This window comes from Agrobacterium sp. YIC 4121 (assembly GCF_002008205.1).
GTDB lineage: Bacteria > Pseudomonadota > Alphaproteobacteria > Rhizobiales > Rhizobiaceae > Agrobacterium > Agrobacterium leguminum.
On sequence record NZ_MRDI01000001.1, the window covers coordinates 547570 to 568954 of the forward strand.

Genomic DNA, 21385 nt, shown 5'->3' on the forward strand with positions numbered 1-21385 from the left:
TGCCTCTCTTCGAATTCAAACCAAATTCCGCAACCATAGGATCGGGTCGTTCGAAGACCTCACGTAACCCAAGAATGCGGGAGTAATTTCGGACAAGCCGGATGGCTTTCCTTAACCGTGGGCGGGCATATACCGCTAAAGCTTACGCCCGTCAACGCGCAAAACGCTTAAAAGCGCCGATATTCCGAATCCTTAGCGATTCCGGAAAGCGGGTTTGCGCTTTTCCACGAAGGCGGCCATGCCCTCCTTCTGATCCGCTGTCGCAAAGAGCGACTGGAAGGATCGTCTTTCATATCTCAGTCCTTCCGTAAGCGGCACCTCGAAGGAGCGATTGACGCTTTCCTTGGCCATGAGAACGGAAGCACGCGACAGGGAAGCGATGCGGGTTGCCGCCTCCACCGCCTCGTCCATGAGATTTGCAGCCGGCACGACACGCGACACGAGACCGGCGCGCTCAGCTTCCGCCGCATCCATCATGCGCCCGGTCAGAACCAGATCCATGGCCTTCGCCTTGCCGACCGCCCGTGTCAGCCGCTGCGAGCCGCCCATGCCCGGAATGACCCCGAGGGTGATTTCCGGCTGGCCGAATTTTGCCGTGTCCGAAGCGATGATGAAATCGCACATCATCGCCAGTTCGCAGCCGCCGCCAAGCGCAAAGCCGGATACGGCGGCGATGACTGGCTTGCGGGTGGCCGCAACCTCGTCCCAGCCGCCGAGAAAATCACCGACATAGGCATCGACGAAATCCAGCCCCTGCATTTCCTTGATATCGGCGCCTGCCGCAAATGCCTTTTCCGAACCGGTAATAATGATCGCACCGATGGAATCATCGGCGGAAAACGAAGACAGAATGTGCCGCAGCTCTTTCAGAAGCACCGAATTGAGAGCGTTGAGCGCCTTGGGGCGGTTGAGGGTGATGACACCCACCTCATCGCGTTTCTCGACCAGTATCGTTTCATAGTCCACGGCAATCTCCCCTTCCGGCACTCCGGCTCCGTTACTTCTGGCAGGCGGCGCAATAAAAGGTCGAACGACCGGCCTGCACCACCCTTTCAACCGTACCCCGGCAGCCGGGCGTCCGACAAGGCTGGCCTTCCTGATCGTAGACCGAAAAGGAATGCTGGAAATAACCGAGCGTTCCGTCCGTCTGTATATGGTCTCGCAATGAGGAGCCGCCAGCGGCGATCGCATCCGCGATCACGTCGCGGATTTTCTCCGTCAGATCGACGAGCTGCGCTTTGGGCTTGCCACCTTTCGTCACCAGCGTCCCCGCCGCCCGCAAAGGCGAAAGATGCGCGCGCCACAGCGCCTCGCAGACATAGATATTGCCGAGACCGGCAATGACTTTCTGGTCGAGCAATGTGCTTTTCAGGGGCTGGCTTTTGCCTTCAAACCGGCTCGCCAGATAATCCGCGCTCAGCGCATTGCCTGTCGGCTCCGGGCCGAGCTCGGCAAAAGCGGGGTAAAGGTCGAGCTTGTTGCGCTCCACCAGATGCATGAAGCCGAAGCGGCGCGGATCATTATAGATGACGCAGACGCGCTTTTCTCCTTTATCCAGATGAAAGACGACATGGTCATGCTTGCCGTCCTTGGAACGGGCATGGTGAAACACGCCGGGAGCATCGCCGGCCTCATCTGCCTCCGCCTCGATACGGAACGAGCCGGACATGCCGAGGTGGGAAACGATGGTCAGCCCATCCTCCAGTTCGATCAGAAGATATTTCGCCCTGCGCCCGAGCGACAGGATCGTCTTGCCTTCGATAAGCGCTGCGAAATCCTGCGGGAATGGAAAGCGCAAATCGGGGCGGCCGAGATGGAGCCTGCGGACCCTTGCGCCTTCCATGGCGGGCGCAAGGCCGCGTCTGACGGTTTCGACTTCTGGCAGTTCTGGCATCTGGCTTATCCGACAGTTTATCGTTAGGACCATGTGGTCTATACAGTGCACGCGAAATGTCGCGCCCAGGCGATGCGGCAACAGATAGCGTTGCCATGGCGTTTCCGCTATGGTCCGCCACGCAATAAATATGGAGACAGACGATGACCGACGCCCGTACCACTGCCCAAGGCGGCATGGAAACGTCCTATGGCTTCCACAAGGTGGACGAAGGCAAAAAGCAGGGGCTGGTCAACGAAGTCTTCCACAAGGTGGCCAAACGCTACGACATCATGAACGATGTGATGTCGGCCGGCCTGCACCGGCTGTGGAAAGACGCCATGGTCTCTTCGCTTTCGCCGCGCAAGGACGCGTCCTACAAGGTTCTGGATGTTGCCGGCGGCACCGGCGATATCGCCTTCCGTATCATCGAAGCCTCCAACCGCCTGGCGCATGCCACCGTTCTCGACATCAACGGCTCGATGCTTGCCGTCGGCGAAGAACGCGCGGCAAAAAAGAAGCTTTCCGACAATCTGACCTTCGTCGAGGCCAATGCCGAGGAACTGCCTTTTGAGGCAAACAGTTTCGATGCCTATACGGTCGCCTTCGGCATCCGCAACGTGCCGCGCATCGACGTCGCGCTGAAGGAGGCCCATCGCGTGCTGAAGCGCGGCGGACGGCTGCTGGTGCTGGAATTTTCCGAGGTAGAAATGCCGTTGCTCGACCGCGTTTACGACGCCTGGTCGTTCAACGCCATCCCGCAATTTGGCAAGATGATCACGGGTGACGCCGAGCCCTATCAATATCTGGTCGAATCGATCCGCAAATTCCCCAATCAGGAGGATTTCGCGACGATGATCCGCACCGCCGGCTTCTCCCGCGTCACCTATACCAATTACACCGGCGGCATCGCCGCCCTGCATTCCGGCTGGAAGCTTTAAGACCATGGCCGGCAGACGCAGGAGACAAGCATAAGCATGAGTACTTTGGGCGCATATTTCCGCCTCGCAAGGGTTGGCTGGGTTCTCGTGCGCGAAGGCGTCGTGCTGGCCCTGCCTTCCGATGACCTGCCTGCTCCCGCCCAATTGTTGAAAGCGCTGCTGAAACCGTTCGCCCGCAGCAAGGCGAAAAGGGCGCAGCGCAGCGACCGTCTGGCGGTGGCTGTCGAGCGGCTTGGTCCTTCCTACGTGAAGATGGGCCAGTTTCTGGCGACCCGGCCGGATGTGGTGGGTGCCGATTTCGCCGACGATCTTGCGAGCCTTCAGGACCGCATGGCTTTTTTCCCGGCGGTTGCGGCGAAAGCCAATATCGAAGGCTCGCTCGGCCGTTCGGTGTCCGATCTCTACAGGGAATTCGGCGATCCTATTGCCGCCGCCTCCATTGCCCAGGTTCATCCGGCAATGGTGGATACGCCGAAGGGGCCGCGCAAGGTGGCCGTCAAGGTCATCCGCCCCGGCGTGCGCCAGCGTTTCCAGAACGATCTCGAGGCGATGTATCTGATCGCCGATCTGCAGCAGCGTTTCGTCCGCTCCGCCCGTCGCCTGCGCCCCGTCGAGGTGACACGCACGCTGGAGCAGACCACCAAGATCGAGATGGATCTGCGGCTCGAGGCCGCCGCCCTTTCCGAACTTGCGGAAAACACCAAGGACGATCCCGGATTCCGAGTGCCCGAGGTCGACTGGGAACGCACCGGGCGCGATGTCGTCACCATGGAGTGGATCGACGGCGTCAAGATGTCGGATATCGAAGGGTTGAAGGCCGCCGGCCACGACCTGAACAAACTCGCAGACACGCTGATCCAGTCCTTCCTGCGGCACACGCTGCGCGATGGCTTCTTCCATGCAGACATGCATCCCGGCAATCTCTTCGTCGATGCTGAGGGCGAGATCGTCGCCGTCGACATGGGCATTGCCGGACGTCTCGGCAAAAAGGAACGCCGCTTCCTTGCCGAGATCCTCTACGGCTTCATTACCCGCGACTACATGCGGGTGGCGGAAGTGCATTTCGAGGCCGGTTACGTGCCGGGCCATCACGATATAGCAAGCTTCGCCCAGGCGATCCGCGCCATTGGCGAGCCGATCCACGGCCAGCCGGCCGAAACGATCTCCATGGGCAAGCTTTTGACGCTGCTGTTCGAAGTGACCGAGCTTTTCGACATGGAAACGCGGCCGGAACTGGTGATGCTGCAAAAGACCATGGTGGTGGTGGAGGGCGTGTCGCGCATGCTCAATCCACGCTTCAACATGTGGAAGGCGGCAGACCCCGTCGTCGGCGGCTGGATCAGGGACAATCTCGGCCCGAAACGCATCGTCACCGATCTGAAGGACGGCGTGAAGGCGGCCCTGAAGCTCGCCGAGGCAGCGCCGGAGATCGCCGCCAAGACCGAAAAGCTGCATTCCGAGTTGATGTATATGAGCGAGAACGGCCTGCGTTTCGACGCGCAGACGGCGGAAGCCATCGGCAAGGCGGAAGCGCGCCACACCAAATGGGGACGGGCGGCACTCTGGGTCATAGCGCTGACGCTTCTTTACATCGCCATCAGGATAAGCTGAGCATCTCGGCACCGGTGAGTGCCATGTTTGTGTAATGCATTGGAGCGATAAGGGCCTGATCTCCAATCGAGACAGGTGATCGATGCGGGGTAAGGGCTGCTTTGATGCCTGCGCGGAATTGCGCCGGCGGTATAGACGGACGATGCCGGACGGGATTTGATTTTGATGGCAAAAGCGCAAGTATTGAAAGAGGCCCTTTCCTATTCTTCATGGCCGCTGGTGTTCGTCGGCGGCCTCGTGGGGTCCTATTTCGCTTTCACGAGCAGCCATCCCATCGCGGCCTTTTTGACCGTTTATGCGGGCGCGGTTTTAAGCCTGTTTCTTCTCGAACGTTATATTCCCTACGAAATCCAATGGCTTGAGGGTGACGGCGAAACCGTGAACAGCATCGGCCACACGCTTTTGACGAAAGGGCTGGTCCAGCTCGCAGCCGCCGCAGCGGCAATCTTCCCGATGGTGACCGCCAATGTGCTGCAGCCGCTCGCCGCCATGCGGTTCGACCTCTGGCCGTCTCATCTGCCGATGATCGTTCAGGTCGCCCTTGCGGTGACGATTGCCGAATTCGGCCTCTACTGGTCCCACCGTATTGCGCATGAAACCGTATTCTTCTGGCGTTTCCATGCGCTGCATCACAGCGTCGTGCGGCTCTGGGTCGTCAATACGGGACGGTTCCATGTGGCCGATTCCCTGTTCAAGATCGCGCTCAGCCAGATTCCGCTCTATTTCATGGGAGCGCCGCTACAGGTTTTCTGGTGGCTGGGCGCCGTTACCGCATTCATCGGTATTTTGACCCATTGCAACGTCGATATGAAAACGGGGCCGCTCGATTACGTATTCAGCACCCCGCGCCTGCACCGCTGGCACCATTCAAAACAGCTTCCGGAAGGGAACACCAATTACGGCGAGAATCTCGTCTTCTTCGATCTGATCTTCGGCTCCTACCATAATCCCGACAGGCCCTCTTCCACCGATATCGGTATCAAGGGCAAGATTGCGAAAGGATTCCTGCCGCAGCTCCTGCAGCCCTTCACCAAGGAAGGCGTCCGCCAGATCATCGGCAAGGACACCAAGCTCGACTGAACCGAAAAACTACAGGGCACGCGCAGTATCGATCACGATACCCAGTTCGCCCCGCAGTTTTTTGGTCAGACCAGCCGCGACAAGCTCATAGGAGCGGCGCACATAATGCTCCAGTTCTTCCTGTTCGAGCGGGGAATGATCGCCAATCGATATCCATTTGCGTTTGGCGAAATAGGGCGCCTGCCCTATGCCTTCCAGCGAGGTCAATATTTCGAAGCTCTCTTCCGAGCATTTCACGACCAGCCGCCAGTCCTCCCGCTCGCCAAGCACGGCAAAGACTTTGTCGCCCACCTTGGCAACGTGCGAATCCCATTGGTCGACGAAACGCACGCCCGGCCATTTGCCGAGCACCCTGTCGAATGTCTTGCGATCGAACAGGCTCATGCGAGTTTCTCCGCGATCAAGGCCGCCAGACGTTTTGCAACGTCGGCCTTATCGAGATCCGGCCAGACGTCGATGCCATCCGCGGAAATAATCTTCACGCTGTTGCGGTCTCCGCCCATGATGCCGGTTTCCGCCGAAACATCATTTGCGACGATATAATCCGCCCCTTTGCGCTCCAGCTTCGCCCGGCCGTTCTTCTCGACATCCTGCGTTTCGGCGGCGAAGCCCAAGACAATCTTCGGGCGCTTTTCATGATGGCCGACGGTTTTGAGAATATCGGGATTTTCCGTCAATTGCAGCGCCGGCGGGGCATCGCCCGGCTGCTTCTTGATCTTCTGCTCCGACGAGCCCGTCACCCGCCAGTCGGCGACGGCAGCGACCATGACGGCGATATCCGCCGGCAGTCTCGATATCACCGCATCGCGCATCTCCTCGGCGCGCTCGACATGGATCGTCGTGACCCCGGCAGGATCGGCGATGGTGACCGGGCCGGAAACCAGCGTAACCTCTGCCCCCAGTTCCGCCAGAGCCGCCGCAATGGCATGGCCCTGCTTGCCGGAGGAGCGGTTGGCGATGTAGCGCACCGGGTCAATCGGTTCATGCGTGGGGCCGGAGGTCACGATCGCCGTTCTGCCCTTCAGGGGCTTTGGCCCCTCATCCAGCAGTGCGGCGACGGCTTCGACGATCTGCAATGGCTCGGCCATGCGGCCAAAACCAGCCTCGCCTTTCTCTGCCATCTCACCGGCCATGGGGCCGATGAAAAACACGCCATCTTCTTTCAGCGTTTCGACATTACGCAGCGTGGGCTTCGCCGCCCACATTTTTGGGTTCATCGCCGGTGCCACCAGCACCTTGCGATCCGTCGCGAGAAGAATGGTGGAGGCAAGATCGTCTGCAAGACCATGCGCCATCTTCGCCATCAGATCGGCGGTGGCGGGCGCCACAAGCACGAGGTCGCAGTCACGCGCCAGCCTGATATGGCCGACATCCTGTTCATCCTGCCGGGAAAAGAGCTCGGTGAAGACATGGGTGGCGGAAAGTGCACCGACGGCAAGCGGCGTGACGAATTCCTGGGCGCCCTTCGTCATCACCGGCGTCACCTTCGCGCCGCGCTCTTTCAGGCGGCGGATGAGATCGAGGCTTTTATAGGCTGCGATGCCACCGGAGATGATGAGGAGAATATGTTTGCCTGAAAGCGTCATGATGCCGGACCAGTTTCCCGTTTGAGGGGAAACTAAGCCCTTGGCATACAAAGTGCAATCACGCCTTTGTCACGCCGCCTTGGCGACGTGATATTCCTTGATCGCGACCATCTTGATCGCCGGAAAACGCTCGGACTCATAGCGGAGCGAGAAGGCGTCCTGCGCCAGAAACACCGGATCGCCATCCAGATCGCGGGCGATATCGCCGCGCTTGACGTTGAGGAACTTGTCCATTTCCGCCGGCTGATCGGAGGAAATCCAGCGGCAGACGGAAAAGCGCGACATTTCGAACGAGACCGGCAGGCCATATTCGCCCATCAGACGCTCCTTCAACACGTCGAGCTGCAGCGCACCGACAACACCGACGATGGCCGGCGAGCCGTCTTCCGGCGAAAAGAGCTGCACGACGCCTTCTTCCGCCATCTGCTGCAGGGCTTCCTTCAGCTTCTTCGCCTTCATGGCGTCCTCAAGACGCACGCGGCGGAGAATTTCCGGAGAGAAATTCGGCACGCCTTGGAAGACGAGGTTTTCACCCTCGGTCAGCGTATCGCCGATGCGCAGCGTGCCGTGGTTCGGGATGCCCACCACGTCACCCGCAAAGGCCGTATCGGCAAGCTGGCGCTGCGAGGCGAAGAAGAACTGCGGCGCAGTGAGGCCCATCTGTTTGCCGGTGCGAGCAAGCCGCGCCTTCATGCCGCGCTCCAGCTTGCCGGAGCAGATGCGGGCAAAAGCGATGCGGTCGCGATGGTTCGGGTCCATATTGGCCTGAATCTTGAAGACAAAGGCCGTCATTTTCTCTTCAGCTGCATGGACGGTGCGGGTGTCCGCCACCTGATCGCGCGGCGGCGGTGCGAAATCGCCAAGCGCATTGATGAGATCACGCACACCGAAATTGCGCAGCGCCGAACCGAAGAACACCGGCGTCATATGACCTTCGAGAAACGCCTGACGATCGAAAGGACGGCAGGCTTCCAGCGCCAGTTCGGTTTCTTCGACGAAAAGATGGCGCTCATTTTCCGGCAGGCGATCGGCAACCGCCTGCGGACCGTTGACCGGCATGGCTTCCACCTGCGTATCGACACCACGGAAGGTGCTGTCGGCGAGATTATAGGCGCCGCAGAAGGTCTTTGCCCGACCGACCGGCCAGGTGATGGGCGCGGTATCGAGTGCGAGCTTCTCTTCCACCTCATCCAGAATCTCGAAGGGGTCGCGGCTTTCGCGGTCCATCTTGTTGATGAAGGTGATGATCGGAATATCGCGCATGCGGCAGACTTCGAAGAGCTTCAGCGTGCGCGGCTCGATACCCTTGGCGGCATCGATAACCATGATCGCCGCATCCACCGCCGTCAGCGTGCGGTAGGTGTCGTCGGCGAAGTCCTCGTGGCCGGGCGTATCGAGGATGTTGAAGACCCGGTCATTATATTCGAAGGTCATGACCGAGGTGACGACCGAAATGCCGCGCTCGCGCTCGATCTTCATCCAGTCCGAACGGGTCTGGATGCGATCCTTCTTCGCCTTCACCTCACCGGCAAGCTGAATCGCTCCGCCGAACAGCAGCAGTTTTTCCGTAAGCGTGGTCTTACCCGCGTCCGGGTGCGCGATAATAGCAAAGGTGCGGCGGCGGGAGACCGCCTCGGCAAGTGTTTCGGCCATCTGACAAATCCTGTGGAATTGCGGGCTATCTAGCGTTTCAGGCCCGCATTTGCAATTGACCTTGCCGCGATCTCGGCAAACTAATGCCGTATGACCCTTCAAAACGACAATCGCCCCCCTCTCCGGCTCGTCCGCCTCGCCAATGGCGCTGACCTCGAATTGCCGTCTTACGAAACCCGTGGCGCCGCCGGCATGGACCTGCGCGCTGCCGTACCTGCCGGTGAACCGCTGACCCTGCAACCGGGCGAACGCGCCCTGGTCCCGACCGGTTTCATCTTCGAGGTTCCGCAGGGTTATGAGGCGCAAATCCGCCCCCGCTCCGGCCTCGCCATCAAGAACGGCATCACCTGCCTCAACTCTCCCGGCACGGTGGACAGCGATTATCGCGGCGAGGTGAAAGTCATCCTCGCCAATCTAGGCCAGGACGTTTTCGTCATCGAGCGCGGCATGCGCATTGCGCAGATGGTGATTGCGCCGGTAACCCAGGTTGTTGTGAGCGAGGTGACGGAAACTTCCGAGACGGCGCGGGGCGCCGGCGGTTTCGGCTCCACCGGGGTTTAGCGACACCACTGGGACAGAAGCGCGGACTGATTGTCTTTACCCGGCAATTTCGCTATGGATTCGGCGGATTTTTCGGGAAATACGATCATGACGCTGACGACCCTTTTCGCCTATGCCACCGCCCTCTTCATCGCCGCCGCCATTCCCGGCCCCGGCATGACGGCGATCGTGGCGCGGGCGCTGGGTTCGGGCTTTCGCGAAACCTTCTTCATGGGTCTCGGGCTGGTGCTGGGCGACATGATTTACCTGACCGCTGTGATCCTGGGCCTGGCCTTCGTCGCGCAGACCTTTCAGGAAGCCTTCATGGTGCTGAAATTCGCGGGCGCGGCCTATCTCCTTTATATCGCCTGGAAGCTTTGGACCGCCGGTCTCTTGCCGCAGGACCTGAAGGCGAAGAAGAGCACCAGCATGTCCATGTCCTTCCTGTCCGGCCTGCTGATCACGCTCGGCAACCCGAAAACCATGCTGTTTTATGTGGCGCTGGTGCCAACGCTGATCGATATCCGCATGATCGGCCCTTCGGAATATGCGACCCTTCTCGCCATCACCTTCATCGTGCTGATGGCGGTTCTGCTGCCTTACATCCTGCTTGCGGCCAAGGCGCGTAACCTCCTGAAAAGGCCGAGCGCCTTGACGATCCTCAACCGCACGGCGGCGGGTATTCTGGCCGGAACCGCGACCATGATCGCGATCCGCAGCGCGTAAAACAAATTAGTGCATTTAGGCGATTTATCGTGAAATTATTCCTGCATTTTAGGGATATTAGGACGAACGTTCGCTAGCTTGCGAAAGCTATTGCTCCTATTCTGCCGCTCAAATCTTGCGGTCTTTACACAGGAGAGCATCATGCCCGAAGCCAGAAAGCCCGGACGCGGACGCGTCTATTCCTCGATTACGGAAACAATCGGCGACACACCGATCGTGCGGCTCGACAAGCTGGCGAAAGAGAAGGGCGTGAAGGCCAACCTTCTCGCCAAACTCGAATTTTTCAATCCCATCGCTTCCGTAAAGGATCGCATCGGCGTCGCCATGATCGAAGCTCTGGAAGCGCAGGGCAAGATCACCCCCGGCAAAACCACGCTGGTGGAGCCGACCTCCGGTAACACGGGCATCGCGCTTGCCTTCGCTGCCGCTGCGAAGGGCTACAAGCTGATCCTGACCATGCCTGAAACCATGTCGGTTGAGCGCCGGAAAATGCTGGCCCTGCTCGGCGCCGAACTGGTGTTGACCGAAGGCCCCAAGGGCATGAAGGGCGCCATCGCCAAGGCGCAGGAACTGGCCGAGACCCTGCCTGACGCCATCATTCCGCAGCAGTTCGAAAACCCCGCCAATCCCGATATTCACCGCAAGACGACGGCTGAAGAAATCTGGAACGACACCGAGGGCACGGTCGATATTCTCGTCTCGGGCATCGGCACCGGCGGCACCATCACCGGCACGGGTCAGGTGCTGAAGTCGCGCAAGCCCGAGGTGAAGGTCATTGCCGTCGAACCTGCCGACAGCCCGGTTCTTTCCGGCGGCAACCCCGGCCCGCACAAGATTCAGGGCATCGGCGCCGGTTTTGCACCCGCTATCCTCGATACCGGCATTTATGACGAGATCGTCACCGTGACCAATGACGAGGCTTTCGAAACCGCACGTCTGGCGGCAAGGCTGGAAGGCGTGCCGGTCGGCATCTCCTCGGGTGCGGCGCTGGCGGCGGCCATCAAGGTTGGCGCGCGGGAAGAAAATGCCGGCAAGAACATCGTCGTCATCATTCCTTCCTTTGCGGAACGCTACCTTTCGACAGCGCTTTTCGAAGGCCTCGGGCTTTAAGCCAGGCTTTCAAGCGCGGTAAGGATCGCGCGCCAGAGTAGCGAATATTCTTATGTGCCGCCGGCTTCCGCTGGCGGCACAGTGTTTTTTCAGGGAAGGTACAACAGGCGACCTTCTGGAGCATATCCGGTTTAAACGGAATCGTTAGATGTGCTCTAATTACTTGTTTTTACACACTTCCCCACCAAAAACCGCTTCGTGCGTTTACTGGAAATGTTCTATGCCGCCGTCGTCAGCCTCTCGCCAGCGATACGATAGGACACGGCTTCCGCCACATGGATACGGCCGACCGTCTGTTTGCCATCCAGATCGGCCAGGGTGCGGGCAACCTTGAGAATGCGATGATAACCGCGCGCGGAGAACTTCAGCCGCTCGGCCGCATCGCGCAGCAATTGCAGCCCGGACGCATCCGGCTCGGCATATTTTTCTATCAGGGTCGTCGTGCAGCGGGCATTGGTGCGAATGGCGGCAAATCCCGCCGACGCGTAACGTTCTTGCTGCGCAAGACGTGCCCGGGCGACACGGGCGGCCACCGCGGCACTCGGCTCGGACGCGACGGGGCGGATGAGATCGGCGGCGGAGACGGCGGGAACGTCGATGCGGATATCGATACGGTCCAGCAGCGGGCCGGAAATGCGGGCCTGATAATCCGTCACACAACGCGGGCCTCGGGCGCAGGTGAAACCCGGCTCTCCCGCCATGCCGCAACGGCAGGGATTCATCGCCGCAACGAGCTGGATTTCCGCCGGATAGCTGACGCGGTGATTGGCCCGCGCAATGATGCATTCGCCCGTTTCCAGCGGCTGGCGCAGTGCATCCAGCACCTGCGGCGAAAATTCCGGGAACTCATCCAGAAACAGAACGCCGTTATGAGCAAGCGAAGCCTCACCCGGCTTGGCGCGAAGCCCTCCGCCGATCAACGCCGCCATGGTGGCGGAGTGATGCGGGGTGCGGAACGGCCTGCGGTCCGAAAGCTTGCCGCCGGATAATTGGCCGGCGATGGAATGGACCATCGACACTTCCAGCAATTCCGCAGCTTCCAGCGGCGGCAGGATGGAAGGCAGGCGAGCTGCGAGCATGGATTTGCCGGAGCCGGGCGGCCCAACCATGAGCAGGTTGTGGCCGCCGGCGGCTGCCACCTCCAGCGCGCGCCGGGCGCTCTCCTGTCCTTTGATATCCGCTAAATCCGGCAGATTGACCGGGTTGGCGCGAATGGCGGGCGTCGGGCGCGAGAGAAGCTGGGTGCCGCGAAAATGATTGGCCAGCGCAATCAGGCTGCGCGGGGCGAGAATATCGATACCGGCGCCGGCCCAGGCCGCTTCCGGTCCGCTTTCAGCCGGGCAGATCAGCCCCTTGCCAAGCGCATTTGCGCCGATCGCCGCCGGCAGGGCGCCCGAAACCATACCGATGGTGCCATCGAGATTGAGTTCGCCGAGAACCACATAACGTGCCAGCATTTCTGCCGGTATCGCGCCTAAAGCGGCCATGAGGCCAAGCGCAATGGGAAGATCGAAATGCGATCCTTCCTTGGGCAGATCGGCAGGCGCGAGATTGACGGTGACTTTTTTTGCCGGCAGTGCCAGACCGGAGGCATGCAGGGCGGCCTGCACCCGCTCGCGGCTTTCGGCCACCGCCTTATCGGGCAGGCCGACAATCTGGATGCCCACCTTTCCCGGCGCGACCATGACCTGCACCTCGACGGGCACACCCTCTATGCCCTGAAATGCAACCGTATTGACCCTTGCCACCATGGCCTGCCCCCGCAAACCGGCCGCGCTGGTTAGAGCTTCATGCCCTGTCGCGGCCACCCGCAAGCAACGTGCCACAGGGCAAAGAATAAAACAAGAACATCCAGCGAACAATTTCTCGCTGACGATGTATTTTAGTTGTGTCTAGTTGTACTCGCGGAACAAAGCTGGACCGGCGAAAGCCCGCCTCAGAAATCCTGGGCTTCGCGCTTTTTCTCGATCGCATCCCACAGCAGGCTTGCGACATCGGCACCGCCGAATTTCCGCACTTCGCGAATGCCGGTCGGCGAGGTGACGTTGATTTCCGTCATATAGTCGCCAATCACATCGATACCGACGAAGAGGAAACCACGCTCGCGCAAGGCAGGGCCGATGCGGCGGCAGATTTCCTTCTCGCGCGCCGTCAGTTCCGTCGGTTCCGGCCGGCCGCCGGCATGCATGTTGGAGCGGGCGTCGTTTTCCGCCGGCACACGGTTGATTGCGCCCACCGGCTCGCCATCCACCAGCAGGATACGCTTGTCGCCTTTGCGGACATCAGGCAGATATTGCTGGGCGATATAAGGTTCGCGGAACATCTGGCCGAACATCTCCAGCAGAGAAGAGAAATTGCGGTCGTCGCGCGCGGAATGGAAGACGCCGGCGCCACCATTGCCGTAAAGCGGCTTGAGGATGATATCGCCCATTTCATTACGAAAGCGGGCGATTTCGGCCACATCCTTGGTGATCAGCGTCTTCGGCATCAGATCGGCGAATTCGGTGACGAAAATCTTTTCAGGCGAGTTGCGCACCCAGACGGGATCGTTGACCACCAGCGTTTTCGGATGAATGCGCTCCAGCAGATGGGTCGAGGTGATGTAAGCCATGTCGAATGGCGGATCCTGACGCAGATGGATGACATCCATGGTCGACAGATCGACGCGCTCCGGTTCGGAGAGCGAGAAATGGTCACCCTTGATGTCACGCAGTTCCATCTGCTCGACAGTGGCGTAAATCTTGCCATCGCGCATGGAGAGGCGCTCGGGGGTATAATGGAACAGCCGGTATCCCCGCGCCTGCGCCTCAAGGCTCATGGCGAAGGTGGAGTCACCGGCGATATTGATGCCGGAGACATGATCCATCTGGATCGCGACGTTCTTGATCTTCGCCATGCGCATGTTCCTCTTGCAGCATGCGGACACTTTGTCGGCCCGCGGTGCCCATTGCCTCGCCTTTTCAAGCTTCCCTGCAGGACCGGTAGAAACCCGGAAATGCTTCAGAAAACCCTGAAGATGTAGGGCAGCGACCATTCAAAGGCAACTGCTGCAAGCGGTGGTTTGTGTGAGTTTTATTGAACCTTCACAATTCCGTCGGCGAAGCCATGCAGGTCCCCGCCGACTGGAATGTTCTATGGGTTCAGGCCGCCAGCTTATAGGAACGGCCGGCAAACAGCTTGTTCTTGACGCGATAGGCAAAAGCCAGCGCCTTGGGGAACGGACGGCGCATGAAAGCGACCTTGCGGACATAATCATCCACCCGCCAGGTGGCCCATGTTCCCGCAGGGAAATAAGCGACATCGCCGACCCGCAGGATGCTGATGGAACCGTCTTCCGCGGTCACATGCACTTCGCCTTCGAGAATATAGACGGTTTCATCCCAGCCGAAGAACCAGCGGAACTCACCCGCCGTGCAATCCCACATGGCGGTGCTGGACGCACGGTCGCCGCTTCTGGAATGATCCGCCGCGCGCGCCTGGGGGTTGCCGGAAATGATCCACTCCGGATTGATGGGGGCCGGCTGAAGCCGCAGATCGGTGCAGGATGCGCTGACGACAACTTCGTCTTTTGACCGGCGCAAATAGGCCGGCAATATCGGCACCGTGCGGACCGCCATGGTTGCTGCGGCGGCGAACATCATTTTGAAGGACATATTAGAAAACCCCCGTGAAATATTGGAGGTCTTCTATCATCGGGATCGTAACGAAGCGGTTTTGACAATCGGCGCAATTTTAGTCATCGCGCCGATTTCTGCGAAGCACTCAGGCTGTCGCCATTTGCGCGGGCTGCGCCGCCAGCTGCTCCGCTTTGCCGGCGATGCGCTTGCCGGTTTCGCTGGAGAAGAAATGAAGTTTTTCCGGCGCGATCGTGACGGAGAGCGCAGACGGAACCTCGACATCCGGCGGGAAAGCAACTGTCAGGCTCTGGTCGCCGATCATGCCGTGGATAAGGCGCTGCGAACCCAGTTCCTCGATGTAATCGACCCGAAGCGGGAAGCCCTGCTCACCTGCCGCTGCGAGGCGGAAATCTTCCGCCCGCATGCCCACCGTCACGGGGCCGGAGGCAGGCGCGAAACCGTTGAGCGCAAAGAGCGACGGACCGATGGCGAGGCTATCGCCATGCAATTCGGCGTTCAGCAGGTTCATGGCGGGAGAGCCGATGAAACTCGCAACGAAGGTCGAGGCAGGCGTATGATAGACATCCAGCGGTGCGCCGATCTGTTCGATACGGCCGCCATTCAACACCACAAGACGATCGGCGAGCGTCATGGCCTCCAGCTGATCGTGGGTGACGTAGATCGATGTGGTGCCGAGACGCTTTTGCAGGCGCTTGATCTCGCCGCGCATGGAAACGCGCAGCTTGGCATCGAGATTGGAAAGGGGCTCGTCGAACAGGAAGGCCGCCGGTTTGCGCACGATGGCGCGACCCATGGCGACACGCTGCCGCTGGCCGCCGGAAAGGGCACGCGGCTTGCGGTCCAGATAGGGCTCAAGCTGCAGCATACGCGCGGCTTCGGCCACACGCGCATCGATCTCCGTCTTCCGCGTCTTGCGGTTCTTCAACCCGTATTCCAGGTTCTGGCGCACCGACATATGCGGATAAAGCGCGTAGTTCTGAAACACCATGGCGATATCCCGGTCTGCCGGATCGGCCTGATTGACCACGCGGTCACCGATCTTCACAGTGCCTTCGGAAATATCCTCAAGCCCTGCGACCATGCGCAGAAGCGTGGATTTGCCGCAGCCGGAAGGGCCAACGAGAACGATGAACTCGCCGTCCCTGATGTCAATATCGACGTGATGCACGGCGCGCACGCCGCCATGATAATCCTTGCAGACCTGACTGATTTCTATCGCGGCCATTTCGGTCTCCTCATTTATCGCTTTCGGTCAGGCCCTTGATGAACCAGCGCTGGAAAATGACGACGATCAGCACCGGCGGCAGCATGGCCAGCACGGCGAGCGCGAAAGCTTCGTTGTAATCGGGAATTTGCGAACCGACCCAGACCTGCAGGATCGACTTGATACCGCGCATCAGGGTGAAGAAGCCCTCATCCGTCGTCATCAGCATGGGCCAGAGATACTGGTTCCAGCCGTAAACGAACATGATGATGAAGATCGCCGCCATCATGGTGCGGGACAGCGGGATGAGAACGTCGATGAAGAATTTCACCGGCCCTGCGCCGTCAATGCGGGCAGCCTCCAGCAACTCCTCCGGCACGGATTTGAAGAACTGCCGGAAATAGAAGGTGCCCGTCGCCGAAGCGAGAAGCGGCACGATGAGGCCGGTATAGGAGTTCAGAAGGCCGAGTTTGCTCATCACCTCGTAGGAGGGCATGATGCGCACTTCGAGCGGCAGAAGCAGCGTGGTGAAAATGATCCAGAAGGCGAGCGTTGCGAACCGGAACCGGAAATAAACGATCGCATAGGCCGCCGTCATCGACAGGACGATCTTGCCGACGGCAAAACCGATGCCGAGGATCAACGAATTCAGCACCATGTTGAGACCCGTGATCTGCCCGGTGAAGCCGCCCTTCTGGGTCAGAACCTTTTCATAAGTCTCGATGAAATTGTCGCCGGGAACCATCGTCAGACCGCTGCGGTGGATTTCCGCAGCGGTGTGGGTGGAGGTCATGAAGGCCACGATGACCGGCAAGATCAGGAACAGCGCGCCGATGATCAGCACCAGATGATCGAGGGGTTTTGTCTTGTACATGGTCTTTTCCCTCAATTGTAATGGATGCGCTTTTCGATGAAGCGGAACTGGATGATGGTGAGAACGAAGACGACCAGCATCAGGATGACGGACTGGGCCGAAGAGCCACCGATGTCATTGCCGCGGAAACCATCCAGAAACACCTTGTAGACCAGCGTGATCGGGTTGTTGGCAGCCTTGTCCTTCACCATCACGTCGATGACGCCGAACGTGTCGAAGAGTGCATAGGTGATGTTGATGATCAGCAGGAAGAAGGCCGTGGGCGCCAGAAGCGGCATGATCACCGTCCAGAACCGGCGAAAGCCAGAACGGCAGTCGATGGCGGCGGCTTCCCGCACGGAGACCGGAACGCCCTGAAGACCGGAGAGGAAGAAAATGAAGTTGTAAGGGATCTGCTTCCAGACCGCGACAACGATCATGGCGAAGGCCGTATCGAAATAATTGAGGCCGACCTTCATGTCCCAGCCGAGGAATGCGGCCATCTTCACGAAGGGGCCAATATGCTGGTCGAAAAACATCATTCCGATGAGACCGGCGACCGGCGGCGCGATGGCATACACGGAAATCAGCAGCGTCTTGTATGTCGAGCTGCCGCGAATGACCGCGTCGGCCTTGACGGCGAGCAGCAGGCCGAGCGCCAGCGAAAAGAAGGTGACCAGCACGGTGAAGACAACCGTGAATTTGGCGATGCTGAGATATTCGGGGCTGAAGATCGCATCCGAATAATTGGCAAGTCCGACGAAGGAAGCGCCAAAACCGAACGGGTCTTCGATATAGAAGGACGAATGTATGGCCTGAACCGATGGCCAGTAGAAGAAGATGAAAATCACCGCAAGCTGCGGCGCCAGAAACAGGTAAGGTACGTAGGACGAGGAGAACTGCACGCGCTTCATGCCGGCGTCGGCAGGTTTGGCTGGCTTTCCAGCCTTTGCGGACCAGCCGGACAAAAACCGGCGCGGTTGAGACGATGTATAGGCCACGCTTGCGCTTCCTTATCCGAGAGCGAGCCTCCCTTCCGTGAGAAAGGAGGCTCGGCAATGGTCATTGGTTTCGAAACAGACGATCAGCCGGCCGTTTTGGCGAAACGGGCGAGCAGGTCGTTGCCTTCCTTCTCGATGATCTCGAAAGCGGCCTTCGGGGTCACTTCGCCGGAGAAGATGCGGTTATATTCGCGCTCCATGACGGAGCGGATCTGCGGGTAGAAGCCGAGGCGGTAGCCCTTGGACCATTCGCCGCCCGGCAGCGAGAGCTGCTGGATACCGACTTCCGCGACCGGCTTTTCCTTGTAGAAGCCTTCAGCCTTGGCCTTTTCGTAAGCCGCCTTGGTGATGGCGACGTAACCGGTTGCCTTGTGGTAGAAGACCTGGATTTCCGGCGAGGTCAGGAACTGGAAGAAGTCGGCCACGCACTTGTTTTCGGCTTCAGACTTGCCCGACATTGCAAAGAGCGCAGCGCCTCCGATGAAGGAGTTGGTGCCAGCGCCCTTGATGGAGCCCCAGTAAGGAAGGAAGGTTGCCGAGAACGGCATGGTCGCCGTCTTCTGCAGGCCGCCGAAGGAGCCCGAAGAACCGATCCAGAACGCGACCTTGCCTTCTTCGAACGGCTTCTGGTTGTCGTTCCAGCCGGCGCCGTAATAGGCGAACAGGCCCTTGTCCTTCCAGTCCTTCAGCTTGTCGAACATCATGACGAGGTTCGGGTCGGTGACCTTGAGCTTGGTGTCGGTGACGCTGTCATAGCCGTTATTGTTGGTGGCGAACTGGATGTTGTTGCGGGAGAAGAAGTTCTCCGTGAACTGCCAGGTGAGCTGCGACTGAACGAGCGGAATGTAGCCGGCTTCCTTCAGCTTCGGCGCAACCTGCTCGAACTCTTCCCAAGTCTTCGGCGCTTCGACGCCGGCCTTTTTCAGGGCTTCGTCGTTGACGTACATGATGGGAGCGGAGGAGTTGAACGGCATGCCGACGAACTTACCGTCAGCGGCAGCGTAGAAATAACGCACGCCGTTGATGAAGGCATCGCGGTCGAACTTGTAACCGGCCTTGTTGATGAGATCTTCGGCAGGAATGACAGCGCCCTTGGCGTTGATGATGGTCGCGGCGCCAGCATCGAAAACCTGGAGGATGTTCGGCTGTTCGCCAGAGCGGAAAGCAGCGATGCCGCTGGCCAGGGCTTCTTCGTAGGAGCCCTTGGAAACCGGCGTCAGAGCACATTCTTTCTGGGCTTCGTTGAACTTCTGGGCGACTTCGTTGATGACTTCGCCATTGCGGCCGCCCATGCCGTGCCACCAGGTGATGTTGGTAGCAGCCATGGAAGACGTCGCCGAAATGCTGACGGCCACTGCGGCCATGGAAATCTTCTTCAACATTACTAAATCCTCTCCACCATTTATTGGGATGAGGATGCGAATAGAGACGTTCCATGACGCCTCTTTGACAGTTCCATGTCAGATTTATTACAGCGACTGACGAAAATCTCAGTCGGTCATGCGCTTTATCGGCCGAGCCGGATTTCCGACCACCGTCACGCCCGGCGGCACATTGCGCGTCACCACCGAACCGGCGCCGACAATCGCGCCGTCACCAATAGTGATGCCAGCCAGAACGATCGCTCCGCCGCCGATCCAGACATCACGGCTGATCGTCACGGGCTTTGCGATTTCAATGCCTTGCGCTCGCGGCACCGGGTCCAGATGGTGTTCCGCACAATAGATCTGCACCGCAGGCCCGAGCATCGCGCCGTCGGCTATCGTAACTTTCGCGGAATCCAGAATGGTGCAGCCGGCATTGAGATAAACATTTTTACCAAGTGTGATGTTGAAGCCGTAAGCGCAATGAAACGGCGCTTCGATAAATGCCCCTTCACCAACAGAAGCGAACAGAGCCCTTAGCAACGGGGCCACTGCCCCGCGCTCATCCGGCGGCATCGTATTGTGCTGGTGGACGGCCCCTCGTGCCCGCCAGCGCAATATATCCAGCTCGGCATCCATGCAGCTGTACCATTCGCCCGCGGCCATTTTTTCCCGCTCGGTGGACATGTTTCCCTCCCCTTTAAAAGGCGTCGATAAAATGCTGCGGCAGGCGTCGTGGCAAAACGGCGATGATATCGAAACGCAGCGAAAAGCGCGCGGCATCCTTGCGACGGGCGAGCCACAGATCGGCCGCCGCCCGAATGCGTTGCTGCGAATGGAAACCGACGGCATCCACGGCACCTTCGCCGGACGTTCGCGCCTTGACCTCGACAATGGCGACGAGGTCCTTCTTGCGGGCGATGAGATCGATTTCCCCCAGCCGGGTACGATAACGAATGGCGAGGATGCGATATCCCTTCAGCAGCAGATAAAGTGCCGCCCAATATTCCGCGGCATGGCCGCGTCGCTCGGCCTTGCGCCTGTTATTGCTTCGCCCGTCAGCGGCCATCCGTTTCCTTCATATCCAGCAGCCTTTGATAAAGCTCCTTGCGCGGCAGGCCCGTCAGCTTGGCGGCTTCGCCTGCCGCCTTGGCGGCGGGCATGGTGGCGACGAGGTCCTTCAGCAGCTTCTCGACATCCTCGATATCGGGAATCTCGTCATAAGAGGGCGGCTCCACCAGAAGCACGATCTCACCCTTCACCACACGGTCACCACCGTAATAATCCGCAAGCTCGCCAAGCGTGCCGCGCCGGAACTCCTCGAAGGTCTTGGTCAGCTCGCGGCAGACCACGGCGCGGCGGTCGTGGCCAAGAACTTCGGACGCCACCTTGACGGAAGCGCCGATGCGATGCGGCGATTCAAAGAAGATCAAGGTGGCCGGGATTTTTGCGAGTTCGGCAAAACGGTCGCGCTTGCCGCGATCCTTCACCGGCAGGAAGCCCGCAAACAGGAAAGCATCGCTCGGCATTCCCGAACCCACGAGGGCGGCGAGCGGCGCGGATGCTCCCGGCACCGGCACGACACGATGCCCGGCCTCGAGCGCGAGCTGGCCGAGGCGGTAACCGGGATCGGAAACGAGCGGCGTTCCGGCATCCGAGACCAGCGCCACGGATTTTCCTGCCTCAAGCGCTGCAATGAGCTTCGGCCCCGCTTCGTTTGCATTGTGCTCATGATAGGCGAGCGGGCGGGTGCGAATACCGTAACGTTCGAGCAGGATGCGGGTGACGCGGGTATCCTCGCAGGCGAGAACATCGGCCGAGGCCAGCGTTTCCAGCGCGCGGATGGTGATATCGCCAAGATTGCCGATGGGCGTAGCCACGAGATAAAGCGCAGGCTCCAGCGGCCGGGCCGGAATGGTGGCCGTGCCGATCCTGAAGCTCTTTGTTGCATCTCTCAAGTCGCTGTTCGATATTTCTTCCGTCACACGGCTTCCAATCATTCTGGCCGATTATTCGCGGCCGGTCGCTCTGGTTTCCTCTCTTTATGGGCAATAGAAAACCGGCGAACAAGGTCCACGGACGCCCCCAGCCTGTGGATCATGCTGTATAGCAGCAAAATGACCCGCGGCAGATGCACTCGGCTCTTGCATTTCCTGCAATAACTCTGCCATTTTGCCCGTCCACATTATCCGGCTTTCTGGCCGG

At 59.6% G+C, this 21385-nt stretch carries 21 protein-coding genes; 6 read left to right on the top strand and 15 right to left on the bottom strand.

What is annotated here, in order from left to right:
• Positions 1-192: 192 nt before the first annotated feature.
• Positions 193-966, bottom strand: a complete 774-nt coding sequence (locus BTE54_RS02775) for an enoyl-CoA hydratase (RefSeq protein ID WP_078051345.1) — start codon at positions 964-966, stop codon at positions 193-195.
• A 31-nt stretch (positions 967-997) separates the two neighbouring features.
• Entirely contained in the window at positions 998-1894 is an 897-nt protein-coding gene (gene mutM, locus BTE54_RS02780) for a bifunctional DNA-formamidopyrimidine glycosylase/DNA-(apurinic or apyrimidinic site) lyase (RefSeq protein WP_078051346.1), read from the bottom strand.
• Positions 1895-2037: 143 nt separating this feature from the next.
• On the opposite strand from mutM, the gene ubiE reads away from it, so the two are divergent.
• The 3 genes from ubiE to BTE54_RS02795 all read left to right on the top strand — a co-directional run bounded on the left by ubiE (position 2038) and on the right by BTE54_RS02795 (position 5505).
• Positions 2038-2814 (top strand): bifunctional demethylmenaquinone methyltransferase/2-methoxy-6-polyprenyl-1,4-benzoquinol methylase UbiE, encoded by a 777-nt coding sequence (ubiE, locus tag BTE54_RS02785; RefSeq protein WP_078051347.1) that lies wholly within the window; start codon positions 2038-2040, stop codon positions 2812-2814.
• 36 nt (positions 2815-2850) lie between these two features.
• Entirely contained in the window at positions 2851-4425 is a 1575-nt protein-coding gene (gene ubiB, locus BTE54_RS02790; protein WP_078051348.1) for a 2-polyprenylphenol 6-hydroxylase, read from the top strand.
• A gap of 165 nt (positions 4426-4590) precedes the next feature.
• Positions 4591-5505 carry a sterol desaturase family protein gene (locus BTE54_RS02795; protein WP_065654590.1) on the top strand — a complete coding sequence of 305 codons (915 nt, stop codon included), beginning with the start codon at positions 4591-4593 and terminating at the stop codon, positions 5503-5505.
• A 9-nt stretch (positions 5506-5514) separates the two neighbouring features.
• Here BTE54_RS02795 and BTE54_RS02800 read toward each other — a convergent pair whose 3' ends face one another.
• From BTE54_RS02800 to BTE54_RS02810, 3 genes are all read right to left on the bottom strand, one after another.
• The gene (locus tag BTE54_RS02800; protein ID WP_078051349.1) at positions 5515-5889 is read right to left on the bottom strand and encodes an MmcQ/YjbR family DNA-binding protein; all 375 of its coding nucleotides are present in this window, start codon (positions 5887-5889) and stop codon (positions 5515-5517) included.
• Positions 5886-7091: a bifunctional phosphopantothenoylcysteine decarboxylase/phosphopantothenate--cysteine ligase CoaBC gene (gene coaBC, locus BTE54_RS02805; protein ID WP_078051350.1), complete on the bottom strand. Its 1206-nt coding sequence runs from the start codon at positions 7089-7091 to the stop codon at positions 5886-5888. The genes BTE54_RS02800 and coaBC overlap by 4 nt, the downstream gene beginning before the upstream one ends.
• 69 nt (positions 7092-7160) lie before the next feature.
• Positions 7161-8744, bottom strand: a complete 1584-nt coding sequence (locus BTE54_RS02810) for a peptide chain release factor 3 (protein WP_003520100.1) — start codon at positions 8742-8744, stop codon at positions 7161-7163.
• Positions 8745-8834: 90 nt separating this feature from the next.
• On the opposite strand from BTE54_RS02810, the gene dut reads away from it, so the two are divergent.
• The 3 genes from dut to cysK all read left to right on the top strand — a co-directional run bounded on the left by dut (position 8835) and on the right by cysK (position 11120).
• On the top strand, positions 8835-9305 hold the full coding sequence (gene dut / locus BTE54_RS02815; protein ID WP_078051351.1) for a dUTP diphosphatase: 471 nt from the start codon (positions 8835-8837) through the stop codon (positions 9303-9305).
• A gap of 87 nt (positions 9306-9392) precedes the next feature.
• On the top strand, positions 9393-10010 hold the full coding sequence (locus BTE54_RS02820) for a LysE family translocator (protein ID WP_078051533.1): 618 nt from the start codon (positions 9393-9395) through the stop codon (positions 10008-10010).
• A gap of 141 nt (positions 10011-10151) precedes the next feature.
• A complete protein-coding gene (cysK, locus tag BTE54_RS02825; RefSeq protein WP_003520103.1) occupies positions 10152-11120 on the top strand; it encodes a cysteine synthase A in 969 nt (322 codons plus the stop codon).
• A 218-nt stretch (positions 11121-11338) separates the two neighbouring features.
• Here the strand turns inward: cysK and BTE54_RS02830 are convergent, their stop codons facing one another.
• The 10 genes from BTE54_RS02830 to rsmI all read right to left on the bottom strand — a co-directional run bounded on the left by BTE54_RS02830 (position 11339) and on the right by rsmI (position 21180).
• Positions 11339-12871 carry a YifB family Mg chelatase-like AAA ATPase gene (locus BTE54_RS02830; RefSeq protein ID WP_078051352.1) on the bottom strand — a complete coding sequence of 511 codons (1533 nt, stop codon included), beginning with the start codon at positions 12869-12871 and terminating at the stop codon, positions 11339-11341.
• A 185-nt stretch (positions 12872-13056) separates the two neighbouring features.
• Positions 13057-14016 carry a glutathione synthase gene (gene gshB, locus BTE54_RS02835; RefSeq protein WP_065654862.1) on the bottom strand — a complete coding sequence of 320 codons (960 nt, stop codon included), beginning with the start codon at positions 14014-14016 and terminating at the stop codon, positions 13057-13059.
• A 244-nt stretch (positions 14017-14260) separates the two neighbouring features.
• Positions 14261-14773 carry a cupin domain-containing protein gene (locus BTE54_RS02840; protein ID WP_065654595.1) on the bottom strand — a complete coding sequence of 171 codons (513 nt, stop codon included), beginning with the start codon at positions 14771-14773 and terminating at the stop codon, positions 14261-14263.
• Between the two features lie 109 nt (positions 14774-14882).
• On the bottom strand, positions 14883-15983 hold the full coding sequence (locus tag BTE54_RS02845) for a sn-glycerol-3-phosphate import ATP-binding protein UgpC (protein ID WP_078051353.1): 1101 nt from the start codon (positions 15981-15983) through the stop codon (positions 14883-14885).
• 10 nt (positions 15984-15993) lie between these two features.
• Complete coding sequence (ugpE, locus tag BTE54_RS02850; protein WP_003520108.1) at positions 15994-16836, bottom strand: sn-glycerol-3-phosphate ABC transporter permease UgpE; 843 nt, start codon at positions 16834-16836, stop codon at positions 15994-15996.
• A gap of 11 nt (positions 16837-16847) precedes the next feature.
• Positions 16848-17816 (bottom strand): ABC transporter permease subunit, encoded by a 969-nt coding sequence (locus BTE54_RS02855; RefSeq protein ID WP_170985783.1) that lies wholly within the window; start codon positions 17814-17816, stop codon positions 16848-16850.
• 83 nt (positions 17817-17899) lie between these two features.
• Positions 17900-19198, bottom strand: a complete 1299-nt coding sequence (locus BTE54_RS02860) for an extracellular solute-binding protein (protein ID WP_078051354.1) — start codon at positions 19196-19198, stop codon at positions 17900-17902.
• Positions 19199-19306: 108 nt separating this feature from the next.
• Positions 19307-19867, bottom strand: a complete 561-nt coding sequence (locus BTE54_RS02865; RefSeq protein ID WP_078051355.1) for a sugar O-acetyltransferase — start codon at positions 19865-19867, stop codon at positions 19307-19309.
• A 13-nt stretch (positions 19868-19880) separates the two neighbouring features.
• Positions 19881-20249 carry a YraN family protein gene (locus BTE54_RS02870; protein WP_065654598.1) on the bottom strand — a complete coding sequence of 123 codons (369 nt, stop codon included), beginning with the start codon at positions 20247-20249 and terminating at the stop codon, positions 19881-19883.
• On the bottom strand, positions 20239-21180 hold the full coding sequence (rsmI, locus tag BTE54_RS02875; RefSeq protein ID WP_065654599.1) for a 16S rRNA (cytidine(1402)-2'-O)-methyltransferase: 942 nt from the start codon (positions 21178-21180) through the stop codon (positions 20239-20241). The genes BTE54_RS02870 and rsmI overlap by 11 nt, the downstream gene beginning before the upstream one ends.
• Between the last annotated feature and the right edge of the window lie 205 nt (positions 21181-21385).

What these genes read in the sequence shown, in the direction of transcription:
- mutM (WP_078051346.1), bottom strand. Translation starts at nt 1,894, where the DNA reads ATGCCAGAACTGCCAGAAGTCGAAACCGTCAGACGCGGCCTTGCGCCC.
- ubiE (WP_078051347.1), top strand. Translation starts at nt 2,038, where the DNA reads ATGACCGACGCCCGTACCACTGCCCAAGGCGGCATGGAAACGTCCTAT.
- ubiB (WP_078051348.1), top strand. Translation starts at nt 2,851, where the DNA reads ATGAGTACTTTGGGCGCATATTTCCGCCTCGCAAGGGTTGGCTGGGTT.
- BTE54_RS02795 (WP_065654590.1), top strand. Translation starts at nt 4,591, where the DNA reads ATGGCAAAAGCGCAAGTATTGAAAGAGGCCCTTTCCTATTCTTCATGG.
- BTE54_RS02800 (WP_078051349.1), bottom strand. Translation starts at nt 5,889, where the DNA reads ATGAGCCTGTTCGATCGCAAGACATTCGACAGGGTGCTCGGCAAATGG.
- coaBC (WP_078051350.1), bottom strand. Translation starts at nt 7,091, where the DNA reads ATGACGCTTTCAGGCAAACATATTCTCCTCATCATCTCCGGTGGCATC.
- BTE54_RS02810 (WP_003520100.1), bottom strand. Translation starts at nt 8,744, where the DNA reads ATGGCCGAAACACTTGCCGAGGCGGTCTCCCGCCGCCGCACCTTTGCT.
- dut (WP_078051351.1), top strand. Translation starts at nt 8,835, where the DNA reads ATGACCCTTCAAAACGACAATCGCCCCCCTCTCCGGCTCGTCCGCCTC.
- BTE54_RS02820 (WP_078051533.1), top strand. Translation starts at nt 9,393, where the DNA reads ATGACGCTGACGACCCTTTTCGCCTATGCCACCGCCCTCTTCATCGCC.
- cysK (WP_003520103.1), top strand. Translation starts at nt 10,152, where the DNA reads ATGCCCGAAGCCAGAAAGCCCGGACGCGGACGCGTCTATTCCTCGATT.
- BTE54_RS02830 (WP_078051352.1), bottom strand. Translation starts at nt 12,871, where the DNA reads ATGGTGGCAAGGGTCAATACGGTTGCATTTCAGGGCATAGAGGGTGTG.
- gshB (WP_065654862.1), bottom strand. Translation starts at nt 14,016, where the DNA reads ATGGCGAAGATCAAGAACGTCGCGATCCAGATGGATCATGTCTCCGGC.
- BTE54_RS02840 (WP_065654595.1), bottom strand. Translation starts at nt 14,773, where the DNA reads ATGTCCTTCAAAATGATGTTCGCCGCCGCAGCAACCATGGCGGTCCGC.
- BTE54_RS02845 (WP_078051353.1), bottom strand. Translation starts at nt 15,983, where the DNA reads ATGGCCGCGATAGAAATCAGTCAGGTCTGCAAGGATTATCATGGCGGC.
- ugpE (WP_003520108.1), bottom strand. Translation starts at nt 16,836, where the DNA reads ATGTACAAGACAAAACCCCTCGATCATCTGGTGCTGATCATCGGCGCG.
- BTE54_RS02860 (WP_078051354.1), bottom strand. Translation starts at nt 19,198, where the DNA reads ATGTTGAAGAAGATTTCCATGGCCGCAGTGGCCGTCAGCATTTCGGCG.
- BTE54_RS02865 (WP_078051355.1), bottom strand. Translation starts at nt 19,867, where the DNA reads ATGTCCACCGAGCGGGAAAAAATGGCCGCGGGCGAATGGTACAGCTGC.
- BTE54_RS02870 (WP_065654598.1), bottom strand. Translation starts at nt 20,249, where the DNA reads ATGGCCGCTGACGGGCGAAGCAATAACAGGCGCAAGGCCGAGCGACGC.
- rsmI (WP_065654599.1), bottom strand. Translation starts at nt 21,180, where the DNA reads ATGATTGGAAGCCGTGTGACGGAAGAAATATCGAACAGCGACTTGAGA.